Origin of the sequence: Wolbachia endosymbiont of Wiebesia pumilae, assembly GCF_017869285.1 — a bacterium.
Taxonomy (GTDB): domain Bacteria; phylum Pseudomonadota; class Alphaproteobacteria; order Rickettsiales; family Anaplasmataceae; genus Wolbachia; species Wolbachia pipientis.
In genome coordinates this window covers 1083403-1096138 of the sequence record NZ_CP054557.1, presented here as the reverse complement: position 1 = coordinate 1096138, position 12736 = coordinate 1083403, and the positions used below count along the sequence as shown (strand labels likewise).

Genomic DNA, 12736 nt, shown 5'->3' with positions numbered 1-12736 from the left:
AGCTGAAACGCGCTTATAAAGCGTTTAAAACATAAAAAAACGCCAACTTAAAAAATGGATAGTGAATAACTAGCTACCCTAGGGTTTCTTTTGCCTTTTTTTCTGTTTAGTAAATTTCTTAACGTTTATAATTTAGATTAGTTGCGGTTTAAAAGTAGCTGAATCGCGGTTATTAAACGTTTAGAATAAAAAAACGCCATACTTGAAAGTATAATGTAAGTAATTAGCCAACCACGGGGCTTCTTTTGCCTTTTTCTCCGCTTGGTAAATTTCTTAATGTTTATACGGAAGGTGTCATTCCAGCGCGTGACGCTGGAATCCCAAAAAAAGGATGATGTCATCCGAGTAGCTGACACTGGGATGACATCATAGGGGCGCTGGCCTGACAATCGTCATTCCGCTACGTGTTAGCGGGATCTAGAGATACCGTGACGGTATGACAAGGGAGAACAGTTGTATTCCTGCACAATTTATTCTCATGACAAAAACGTCTTAACTTTCTCTCTACTTTTTCTGGGTAAGGTCAATTTTGTGAAAAAATGGATTGAATTATAGGCAGATTTGGCTATTATTTGTAATACATGGGTATTAGGTAAAATGTTTAAATTTGATCCTTTATTATTAGCTCGAATTCAGTTTGCCTTCACAATAGCCTTTCACATTATATTTCCTGCTTTCACGATCGGGCTTGCAAGTTTTCTAGCCTTTTTGGAATGGTGTTGGCTTAAGACTGGTGATACACGTTTCCGTGATGTTTATAAATTCTGGATTAAGATTTTTGCCGTTGCTTTTGGCATGGGAGTGGTATCTGGAGTTGTAATGTCATATCAACTTGGTGCCAATTGGTCGATTTTTTCTGACCGCATAGCCAATGTTCTCGGCCCTCTATTTTCCTTTGAGGTTTTAACAGCCTTTTTTCTGGAGGCATCTTTTTTGAGTATTATGCTATTTGGATGGAATAGAGTAAGTTCTCGTATGCACTTTGCTTCTACTTGTATTGTTGCAGTGGGAACGCTTATTTCAGCTTTTTGGATTATTGCGGCCAACAGTTGGATGCAAACACCCGCTGGATTCACGATTGGTGAGAATGGTCTCCTATATCCAACCAATTGGTTAGAGATTATTTTTAATCCTTCTTTCCCTTATCGCTTTATTCATATGGTAACAGCAGCCTATCTTACAACAGCTTTTGTGGTTGGTAGTGTAGGAGCATTTTATCTTTGGAGAAAACGACATGCTCCTCAAGCAAGAATTATGCTTGGTATGGCAACCATTATGGTAGCTTTAGCTGCACCATTTCAGCTGTTCATGGGAGATAGGCATGGATTAAATACACTAAAGCATCAACCTGCTAAGATTGCTGCAATGGAAGGTATATGGGAAACCGAAAAAGGGGCTGGCTTACTTTTATTTGCTTATCCGGATCAGCAAAATGAAATTAATCACTACGAGATAAAAATTCCTAATCTTGCCAGCTTGATCTTAACACATGATTTTTTAGGAGAAGTAAAAGGATTAAAGGAATGGAAAAAAGAAGATAGACCACCTGTAGTATGGGTATTCTGGTCCTTCCGTATAATGGTTGGAGTTGGAATTTTAATGATCATAATTGGGTCAGTAAGTGTTATACAGTATCTTCGTGGCAAATTATTCCAAAGTTGTTTCTTACATGGATGGTGGATATCAATGATGCCGTCTGGGTTCATAGCGTTACTTGCAGGTTGGTTTACTACTGAAATTGGCCGTCAACCTTACACTGTATATGGAATTATGCGCACAATTGAATCATTTTCATCTGCGATTACCGGTCCTCAGGTTGCATGGTCTTTGATTGCATTTATCGTTATGTATACCCTTATATTTGGAGCAGGTAGTTACTATATTCTGAAACTTATATACAAAGGAATTCCTGTCATTAAAGAAGAAGAGCAATTTTATAAACACGGTATTGGAGCTTCAGCGATTGATGCTGGTACATCTGGAAAGGACAACAATCATGTTTGATTTTTCTTCCTTAATTAATTTACCCCTAATCTGGGGATTACTAATTGCCATAGCTGTTTTACTGTATATTTTAATGGATGGGTTTGATTTAGGTATTGGTATTTTACTTCCTTTTGCACCGTCAGATAAATGCCGTGATCACATGATAAGCTCAATTGCACCATTTTGGGATGGAAACGAAACATGGTTGGTATTGGGTGGTGGAGGGTTGTTTGCTGCTTTTCCTCTTGCATATTCAATATTAATGCCTGCTTTTTATATTCCAATCATTATTATGCTGCTTGGCCTTATAGTGCGCGGAGTATCCTTTGAGTTTCGTTTTAAGGCAGAAGGAAAATACAGGCGATTATGGGATTATGCCTTTCATTTTGGGTCACTTGGTGCTGCATTTTGCCAAGGCATGATTTTAGGTGCATTTATACATGGTGTAGAAGTAAACGGACGCAACTTTTCTGGTGGCCAATTTGATTGGGCAAGTGCTTTTAGTGTAATGACAGGCATTGCTGTGATATTTGGATATGCACTTTTAGGTTCTACATGGCTCATAATGAAGACAGAAAATATAACACAAGAATGGGCACGCAAGGTTGCTTCTTATACGCTTGGTTTTGTAGGTATTTTCATGGGACTAGTGAGTGTAGTGACACCATTTTTAAATGAACGTATTAAAAACTTTTGGTTTAGCATGCCAAATTTTTATTATTTATTTTCTATTCCATTACTCACATCTTGGCTATTTTTCATGCTGTGGTTTGATCTTCAGAATACTAAACGGGAGTACCGTCCATTCTTTCTCAGTATTGCTATTTTTTTTATGGGATATTTAGGTTTAGGAATTAGTATCTACCCATGGATTATACCTTTTCAATATACCATTCTGGATGCAGCCGCTTCTGGGCCAAGTTTATCTTTAATGCTCATTGTTATAATACCGCTTTTACCAATCATTTTAACTTACACTGGTTATTGCTATTATGTCTTTCGTGGAAAATCAAATTATGAACACACATATTAAGGAGTTAGTGACCTTATGGTTAAAACGTTACCCTTAAATCAAGCAGTCGTTCAGGCAATGGCGTCAACTCAAGAACCTTCATTAGCAAACCCTCCTATGGATTTTCTGAAAAGTTTTTGAGTATATTGTATTTTTAATTTGTAGAATAAGTTTTTTTCCTTTTTGCATGCTAACCAAAAAGGGTTCTGTCATCCTTCTTGTCATATAAGTAGCTTGACGCGGGCATTCAGTTTTCTTTATAATTTTCTTTGTGAAAGAACAAAAATGCTTATTTGTAACCATAGCTGGCTTACCAAATGCTGGGAAGTCTACATTAATTAACAGCATCATAGGCAAGAAAATTGCAATTGTCACCCCTAAAGTGCAAACAACAAGGACGCAAATAAGGGGTGTTGCAACATGCAACAACACACAAATTGTCTTTACTGACTCCCCAGGAATTTTCTCAGCAGAAACAAAACTTGAAAAAGCTTTAGTCAAATCTGCATGGTCGGCAGTTAAGGATAGTGACATCACTTTGTTGCTTGTTGATGTAAGCAATTATTTGAAAAATATAGAAAGAATTAAGACTATATTTATGCGGCTGCAGCGCACAAAAGGCAGATGCATTTTGGTTATCAATAAAACTGATTTGGTAAAAAGGCCTGAATTAAAGATGGCGCATGAACATCTGAATTTGCTTTATAAATTTGAAAAGGTTTTTATGATATCAGCATTAAAGAATGATGGACTTTCTGATTTGATGAATTACTTGTCTGAAGTTGCATCGGTGAGCCCCTGGTTTTATGAAGAAGATCAAATAACCGATTCCTCGACAAATTTTTTATCAGCAGAAATTACGAGAGAAAAATTATTCTTGAACTTGCGTGAAGAATTGCCATACTCTACAGCTGTTATAACTGAACAATTTGAGGAAAAAAAAGATAAGAGTTTAGTCATCAAACAGATCATATTTGTGTTGAAAGATAGTCATAAAAAAATAGTACTAGGAAAAGATGGCAGTAATATTAAAAAAATTAATATCGAAGCGCGTGCTGAACTAGAAAAATTATTTGAGTGCAAGGTACACCTCTTTTTATTTGTGAAAGTGCGACCTTGGATCGACCGTCCGGAGGAGTATATAGGCAATGCTTAATTCTTTATTGGTATTTGATATTGAAACTATACCAGATGTAAATTCCTGCAAAAATTTACTCAATATTAGTGATGATAGTAGTGTAGAAGAGAAGAGGGATGCATTAACAAAATATCATCTTGAAATAACAAACGGGCAAAACTCTTTTCTGCGTCAGCCTTTTCACCTTGTTGTAGTTATTAGTTTTTTACTTTGCAATATAAGCTACCAGAGTGGTTATGAGGTGTTCACACTGCAAGAAATAAGATCTGGAGGCACACTAAATTCCAGTGAAAAGGAGCTAGTGAAAGGATTTTTTAACTACATATCAGAGAAAAAGCCAAGATTAGTTTCGTTCAACGGACGCACTTTTGATATACCAGTGCTGAAGTATCGTGCTATGGTCCATGGCATTCAAGCAGAATATTTTCATAAAGCTGGCGATAAGTGGAATAGTTACAATCAGAGATATAGCAGTGATTGGCATTGTGATTTGCTTGAATCCCTCTCTGATTTTGGAGCTTCTGCGAGAGTAAAAATGAACGAAGTTTGTGCAGCATTTAATCTTCCTGGTAAGATTGGAGTTGATGGGTCACAAGTTATGGACTTATACGATAGCGGCAAGATACAAGAGATTCGAGATTATTGTGAAACAGATGTAATTAACACTTATTTGATTTACTTAAGGTTCATGCATCATCAGGGAAGGATTACTACTGAAAGCTACAACAAAAGTGTGGAAGAGCTACTTTTAGAGTGCGAAAAAAAAGAATACCTAAAGAAATTTAAAGAAGAATGGCAAATAACTTGTGGTGGAAAAATTTTACTTCCATAGAATAAATAGTCGAGTTATAATGCACTAACAAGCGAACCTCTGTACTAAATTTTGGTTAATATACACGTTGAGCATATTAAGAAAGTTGCTTTTAAGGTATTGCATTTTACTTTTATTTTCGTTATAAGGTTGCTTTAAGTTGAATTTTCAACATTTTTATACTATTTACATTTAAGATATGATTTCGAAATTTTTTGGGGGCACTTCATGAAAAAGTCTATGTATACTAGAACTGCTCTAGTTTCTTTATTAACTTTATGTTCTTTCAGCAGTTTTGCAGCTGACTTTCCTGATGAGAGTATGAAGGAAATAAAAAAGCAAGAGAGCACAAAAACTTCTGGAAAAGTGGAAGTTATGAAAACATCAAATAAAAAACTGAAAGAAAAGATGGACAGAATATGTAATGCTGATCCAAGAAAAAAAGCTGAAGAGCTTAAGAAAAAAGAGGAGCTAAGATTAGCAGCCGAGCAGAAGAAAAAAGAGGAGATCAGGCTAGCAAATGAGAAAAAAGCAAAGCTTATAGAGGATTCAAAAGCGAAAGCTCTAAACGCTAAGAATTCTAATATAGAAAAAGGTAAAGTTTCAAAAACTAAGCGTTCTAAAACTAAGAATGCTAAAGTTGAAGCTAAAGATGTAAAGAAGGATATAAAAGTTGTTAACAAAAATACAGAGGAAAAAGGTAAGGCAAGTCCTGTTGTTTCAGTTGGTGGAGTTGATATTATCGATACCAATCAAGGGCAAAGTAATTTAAGAATAACTTTTGGTGGTGTTGTTGATGCTCAAGGTTATGGCAAAGCTGGACCAAGTGGCGCAGATTATAAACGTTATAACGTTATGCCAAACAGATCTACAGAGTATTATAATGCCACTCCAGATATAACAAGAGGAGCAAATCCAATATTCTATGAAGGAATAGGAAATATTGGTGATTACAGCAACGATATGGGTATGATTGCTGACGCGATATTGCACCTCAGAGCAGAAAATAAGAATGAAGATTTAGGTCTTCTTTATGGTGCTGACGTGCAGTTTCATGTTCCAGTGACCGAAGGTAAGGGAGCTTCACAGGGTGTTTATGCTGCAAAAGGCAGAAGTGCGCATGTGTTTGTTAACTCAAAATATGGTGACGTGAAGCTTGGTTACCAATTTGGTCCTGAGGCTCTGATGAGGCTTGATGCAACAAGAATTGCGACTGTTGACGGAGCTGCAGATAGTGACTGGTTCAGAAAAGTGAACTTAGAAGGAAGCGCTGCTAGCTTTCCATTTTATGTAACACCACGTCTTTACACTGAAAGTTTTTCGAGTGAAAGTGAAAAATTCTCTTTCCGCATGGCAGAGAAATATAACAAAGGCGTTATGACTACACTGCCATTTAGAGTTGCTTACTACTCACCAAATTATATGGGCGCAAGATTTGGTATCAGCTACTCACCTCGTTATGATAGTGGTTTGTTTACTGTAAAAGAAACAGTTTCAGAAGATAAAGGCGGTAAGATAGAACATAAGGAAACGATAAAGCATGTCGGCCCAGACTATGAGCACATAGTAAGTGCTGGTGCATCATATGAATATGACTTTGATAAACATAACATAAAAGTTAAAACTTCTGCAGTTGGTGAATATGGCTTTCCAAAGCAACCAAGTAAAGATAAGCATCTTTATAAGGAATTTGTGGAGTATAATGACCTGATGGGTGTTAATTTTGGTGTAAGCGCTGATTATAAGATTAATGAAGATCAAGGCGTAAAGTTTGCTGCCTCTTTTGCATACTTGGGCAAATCTGGTCAACCGAAGGGTATTAAAAAATTAATTGGTGATACCTATACGGAAATTGATAGTAAAGATGCTACTGATGGCAAAAGAGTGGAAGGGCTGAAAGCTCAATTTGGTAAAGATAGTATAGATACCATGTATTGGACTGTAGGAGCTGGGTATCAACATGAGAATATCTACACAAGTTTGACGTATTTTGGCAGCAGAATGAATGACAAAGATATGCTTCATGATGGTGCACTTGGCGTTCAATATGATCTGTCTCCTGCATGCAGTAAGAGCAAATTTGTTCCTTACGCAGCTCTCCATTATTTTATGACTAACGAAACAGGTAAGCTGAAAGATGAGTCTGATGCTGATGTACCTTCTAACCAAGGAATTCTCCTTCTTACTGGTGTGAAGTTTTCTTTCTAACCAGCCAGTACACACCACAGTTAACTGTGGTGTATTCTTGTCTGTTAGTGTTTATTTGTCGATCAAATAAACATATGGTGTCCTCTCTCCTGTCATCCCAGTGCGTGACACACAACTGTACGAACATTGTGATTTGAGGACACTCCACCAAGAAGGATGTCATCCCAGTGCCCAGACACTGGGATCCAGCTTTCCATGCAACTTCATCAAAAGCGTTTATTCAGCATAAGATCAGCCACTTTTTATGCTCACCAAATCAGTTTGCTTACTTACAAGCAAAATTTCCTGGATTCCAGTGGGCTTTGTTGCATCGCTACTTATGAAAGGCTAACTATAGTTAGGATTATAAGTAATCTATTGAAAATCTTGTTTTTTTGCAATCAATCTGATCAAATTTAAGAATAGTAATTTATTATTTACATTAATAAATTTAATTCTATTGAAAATAGCTAAAGCATTGAAATTCTTGAATTTTAGCCGGATTAGTGAGTGGTAGTGAAATTTCTTTTACTCAAATTTAGGTATTCACTGACCGTTCTTGTTATAAATACCAGAATAATAAGCTACTGATATTCTCCATCTTTTTTATCTTTAATCCATCATAGCTAGCGATGCAACAAAGCCATTCCAGTGTCAAGCACTGGAATGACACCCTATGGTCACCGGAATGACGCTTTATGGCTACTTAGATGATGAGAAAAGAACACACTGCCCTTATTCTACTGGCCGTATAGCTACTTTCAAATTTAATCAATTAAGCAGGAGGCCCCTATGCAAACCACACTAAAAAATCATTTAGCTGGAGAATTACTTACCACCGCTACGTGCTGGAAATTAAAGCTCGCAGGTGGAGAAGTAATGGGATTCACTGACTATGATGAAGATTTAAATATTGATAATATACTCTATAAATCTTCAAGTGGATTTACAGCCAGTAGTATAATATTAAACAGCGATTTGAAAACTGATAATCTAGAAATTGAAGGGATATTAAATAGTGCTGATATTAAAGAAGAAGATGTTTTATCAGGAAAGTACGACTTTGCAAATATTGAAATATTTCTTGTGAATTATAAAGACTTGACCCAGGGAACAATGAATCTACATTCAGGAATTTTTGGTAAAGTGACATTAAGTAGTGGAAGATTTATTGTTGAAATTAGAGGGCTTTCAGCAAAGCTTGAGAGAAGCATAGCAGAATTATACTCTCCTGCATGCAGAGCACAATTTTGCGATGATAAATGTAAAGCCGATACTAAAAAATTTAGTAAAATAAGTACAATCACTAAAGTAATAGACGAAAGAAGATTTGAAGACACGAATTTAACTGAGAGTGATGAATATTATAAGCACGGAGCAGTAAAATTCTTTGGCTCAATAGCGTTTGAAGGTGTAGTAAAAGAATATAAAAATAAAGTAGTTACGTTGTTTACTTCGCCTCCATACCAAATTTTTGCTGGAGATAAATATTCAATACTCGCAGGTTGCGATAAAACATTTCCAACTTGCAGAAGCAAGTTTAACAATACTGTGAATTTTCGTGGTGAACCCTATATACCAGGTTTTTATATTGTTTAGCAGTACAATTTTCAATATTATGAATAAGCATGGAAAGGTGGCTGAGTGGTCTAAAGCACACGCTTGGAAAGCGTGCACATATGAAAATATGTCGGGGGTTCGAATCCCCCCTTTTCCGTATGTTACTTCTAGAATAGTATAAAACCCCCGGTCGCGCACACAACTGTACGAACATTGTAATATGGTACAATGTTACAACTATGCGGTGGTAATTTACGATAAATTCATGTAGCCATTTCAAATTTAGCCATACCAATGTCAGTAAATTGATTAAGCAAATAACACTTGAGTAGCAGTTCCTTCCCACGATTAATTTCAGATTTGTTCCGAAAATTAAACCCGAATGTTTGTTTCAGTCGCGAGAAAAAACTTTCTACATAAGATCTTTTTCCGTAGTTTGTTTGCCTTTTCCACCTCTTCATTCCATCTTCGCTGTATGACTTTATTAGTCTAATTGCAGCATTTCTCTCTGCCATACTTTGGATGCTCTGCTGCATTGTTTTTTTGGAGGAATTTTTGTCTTTATGCCGCATTCATCACACAATTTATAGAGTTTATGTCTGTCATATGCTCTGTCTGCATATAGTGCTTTTATGGCATGCTGAAAATTAACTCCTTTAAGTAAATCGCAAGCTCCATAGTGATCAGACCGTTACTGTATTTTGCAGCTATGGCTTTTTTGCTGTTTATATTCAACATTACATGCAATTTTCTTGTCTGTTCATAACCACGATATTTTCTGTCAGCGCTATTTTCCTTGCTGTGTGTTGTTATAAATGCTGATGCTTGTGCTATCTATGGCAATTTCGATATCTTCCATATTATTTTTATCAATTCTGCAATCATTGATCTTAATATTAAGTTTTTTTTGAAGCTTGCGAATAGCTGATAACTGCCAAATCTCTTCCTATTTGTTGCAAATATCCTTTTATAAACCCGACTGTTTGTCTTAAGCCAATTCTAAAAAGATTAACGATTATATGCACTAAAATCACAACTTTATCACTATAAATATAGTTGCCGCCCTGCATTTTTGGACTATTTTCATACCAATTTTCGATAGCTTTATCGATGTAACGAAAAATATTTCCTCTTTTTTCTAGAAATTTGTTATATTCATGGCAGTTACTAACTCTCATTTTTTGTGGCATATTTTTCCTTAAGCGGTTAAATGGCTATTTTATAATGAATTTTGTCAGTAGCCACCAGATTTTTTCAGTTGCGATGCAACAGAGCCATCCCAGTGTCAAGCACTGGGATGACAGGAAAAGAGGCTATTTGGATAACATCTTTCTTCTTGGTATAAATTACTTTTATATCTCAATGTTCGTACAGCTATGCACGTTGCCGCATAGTGGATGAGGTGTACTACCTCTAAGAGTATACATTATCTCACATAATAATATAATATTTCGTTCATAAATCAACGTTTTTAACATGCAGCAAGAACATTTCCGTTGTAATTAAGGTTCTTAAGATGTATATTAATGAATCTTGTTTTCAATAAATAATGAAAGTAATAATTGTCATGATAATGTTATTGTGTAGCAGTTACACAATGGCAAGCGAGCGAATAATTCTAGTGGATAAAAAACTATCTCAAGGATATGTAGCTCCAGTGCTTACAGAAGATAGCGTTATTTTATCAGACAAGCACGGCGCTTTATATTCCTTTGATATTGATAACTCAAAGGCTATGAATTGGAAATTACACCTCTCACATAGGAAAAAAATTAGTAACATGAGCCTATTGCGTCACAGAGGAAACGTTTTCTTTATAGTGGATAACGTTCTACACACAATAGATGCAAAAACCGGCGAGATTCAGTGGGAAAAAGAATTGAGAGCTCCAGTAAGAGGGAAAGCAGCAGTAATAAATAATAAATTGGTAGTATTGACTATTGATAATTATCTGTACGTGTTTGATATAAAAGATGGCAGCTCCGTTTGGACTTATCAAAACGGTATCAATGAGGTTCGAGATTGGTATTCCATATCGCCAGCAATTTCTAACGATAAAATAATAGCGCCATTTTCAAATGGTGAGTTAATAGCTTTTAATGAAGACGGTAAAAAATTGTGGAGCCAAAAATTGGCTACAAACCTTTTGGATACAGAGCTCACAGATGTAACTACTACACCAAGAGTGCTTGGCGATACTTTAATAGCTACAAATAATTCTTATATTTATAGCATTGACGTGAAATCAGGAAATATTTTATGGTCAAAGTCACTGCAAGTAAAAAGTGTATCAGACATTGAATCATATTACAGTCCTCTCATTCCTGTAAAGAAACAAAAAGAAGGCGGAAGAATTTTTATAGTTACTAAAGACGATAAAATAATTGGCCTGGATATAAAAAATGGAGAAACAGTCTGGGCATCTGATTTAATAGAAAATACGCAATTGTTTGCTCCAATTATGCATGCCCATACACTGTGGGTGACAAGCAATAAAGGTTCAATGTTTGCTTTTCCGGGATCTGAAAGTGCAGGAAAGGTAGTCAAAGTACCTGGTAATGTGTTTCACACTCCAGTGTTTACTCGCAATAAGATATATGTAACAACTGAGGGAAAAGGTGTTTATTCTTTAGAAAATAGGTTTGTTTTTTATGACTGATTATGATTTAATTGTTATAGGTGGTGGCCCAGGAGGCTATAAGTGTGCTATCGCTGCTGCAAAACTTGGATTGAAAGTTGCCTGCATAGATAAAAATAGCATTTTTGGTGGTACGTGCCTGCGGGTTGGGTGCATACCCTCCAAAGCATTGCTCCATTCTTCCTATCAGTATGCTCACACGAAAAATGATCTGTCGAAGCTTGGCATAAAAATTAAGGACGCAAGTTTCGATTTAAAAGAAATGCTAGGCTATAAGGACGCCAGAGTTCAGGAACTTGGAAAAGGTATAGAATATCTGTTTAACCTTCACAAAATCACTAAAATCAATGGGCTTGGGAAAATTACTTCTTTTGACCAAGGTAATCTTGAAGTTTCAGTTGAAGGTAAGGTGCTGAAGACAAAAAATATAGTAATTGCAACCGGTTCTGATGTTATTTCTTTGCCAGGAATTAATATCGATGAGAAAAGTATTATTTCATCAACTGGTGCATTATCTTTAACTGAAGTACCAAAAAAACTTGTCGTAATCGGAGCTGGGGCAATAGGGCTTGAAATGTCTTCTGTATGGAGGAGGCTAGGGTCTGAAGTCACTGTAGTAGAATTTTTTGACAGAATCGCTGCAGCAATGGATGGAGAATTAAGTAAGTCTCTACTTTCTAGTCTACAAAAACAAGGAATAAAATTTTTACTTAGCACTAAAGTTGAGGAGATAAAACAAAGTAGTAATTCTTTGAGTATGAAAGTTTGCTCTGTAAAAGATAATCAAACAAACACTATAGAGGCGGATAAGGTATTGGTGGCAGCAGGACGCAAACCATGCACTGAGAATCTTGGTATTGATGAAAAAATAGAAAAAGATAATCGCGGTTTCGTTCAAGTTAACAACAGATATGAAACTAATGTGAAAGGAATATTTGCTATTGGTGATGTGATTGGTGGAGCAATGCTTGCTCATAAAGCAGAGGAAGAAGGAGTGGCAGTTGCAGAGATAATAGCAGGACAGTCACCTCACGTTGATTATGGAATCATACCATCTGTCATTTACACTCACCCTGCGGTTTCTTCGATTGGTAAAACCGAAGAGGAACTCAAAAATGCTGGCCGTAAGTACAAAGTTGGTAAATGTCAATTTGCTGCAAACGGCAGAGCAAAAATCACTGATGATGCTGAAGGATTCGTGAAAGTGCTGACTTGTAGCAGAGCAGATACAATACTAGGTGTGCATATCATAGGGGCATACGCTGATACGCTAATCAACGAAGCAGCAGTTGCAATGGCATATGGCGCAGCAGCAGAGGATATATACAGAATTTGTCACTCTCATCCTGATATAAATGAAGCCTTTCGAGATGCGTGCATCGATGCTTTCTTTAAAAAATAATT

The 12736-nt window shown here is 36.2% G+C and carries 8 protein-coding genes, 1 tRNA gene and 1 pseudogene; 9 read left to right on the top strand and 1 reads right to left on the bottom strand.

Features of this window, described 5'->3' with window-relative positions; translation table 11 throughout:
• The first annotated feature begins 597 nt into the window (after window positions 1–597).
• The 7 genes from HUB92_RS05740 to HUB92_RS05710 all read left to right on the top strand — a co-directional run bounded on the left by HUB92_RS05740 (window position 598) and on the right by HUB92_RS05710 (window position 8851).
• Complete coding sequence (locus HUB92_RS05740; protein WP_209473390.1) at window positions 598–2004, top strand: cytochrome ubiquinol oxidase subunit I; 1407 nt, start codon at window positions 598–600, stop codon at window positions 2002–2004.
• Complete coding sequence (cydB, locus tag HUB92_RS05735) at window positions 1997–3019, top strand: cytochrome d ubiquinol oxidase subunit II (RefSeq protein ID WP_010962802.1); 1023 nt, start codon at window positions 1997–1999, stop codon at window positions 3017–3019. The genes HUB92_RS05740 and cydB overlap by 8 nt, the downstream gene beginning before the upstream one ends.
• Window positions 3020–3269: 250 nt before the next feature.
• On the top strand, window positions 3270–4154 hold the full coding sequence (gene era / locus HUB92_RS05730) for a GTPase Era (protein ID WP_010082484.1): 885 nt from the start codon (window positions 3270–3272) through the stop codon (window positions 4152–4154).
• Window positions 4147–4968, top strand: a complete 822-nt coding sequence (locus HUB92_RS05725) for a 3'-5' exonuclease (protein WP_006279435.1) — start codon at window positions 4147–4149, stop codon at window positions 4966–4968. The genes era and HUB92_RS05725 overlap by 8 nt, the downstream gene beginning before the upstream one ends.
• Before the next feature lie 207 nt (window positions 4969–5175).
• On the top strand, window positions 5176–7155 hold the full coding sequence (locus HUB92_RS05720; protein ID WP_209472666.1) for a WD0745 family porin: 1980 nt from the start codon (window positions 5176–5178) through the stop codon (window positions 7153–7155).
• Between the two features lie 771 nt (window positions 7156–7926).
• Window positions 7927–8733: a phage/gene transfer agent baseplate hub protein gene (locus tag HUB92_RS05715; protein ID WP_209472664.1), complete on the top strand. Its 807-nt coding sequence runs from the start codon at window positions 7927–7929 to the stop codon at window positions 8731–8733.
• 31 nt (window positions 8734–8764) lie between these two features.
• Window positions 8765–8851: transfer RNA gene (locus HUB92_RS05710), tRNA-Ser, on the top strand.
• Window positions 8852–8957: 106 nt separating this feature from the next.
• On the opposite strand, the pseudogene HUB92_RS07295 reads toward HUB92_RS05710, so the two are convergent.
• Window positions 8958–9884: pseudogene (locus HUB92_RS07295) on the bottom strand (IS5 family transposase).
• A 359-nt stretch (window positions 9885–10243) separates the two neighbouring features.
• On the opposite strand from HUB92_RS07295, the gene HUB92_RS05695 reads away from it, so the two are divergent.
• Complete coding sequence (locus HUB92_RS05695) at window positions 10244–11353, top strand: BamB-related PQQ repeat family beta-propellar protein (RefSeq protein WP_209472662.1); 1110 nt, start codon at window positions 10244–10246, stop codon at window positions 11351–11353.
• A complete protein-coding gene (gene lpdA / locus HUB92_RS05690; protein WP_209472660.1) occupies window positions 11346–12734 on the top strand; it encodes a dihydrolipoyl dehydrogenase in 1389 nt (462 codons plus the stop codon). The genes HUB92_RS05695 and lpdA overlap by 8 nt, the downstream gene beginning before the upstream one ends.
• Window positions 12735–12736: the final 2 nt, after the last annotated feature.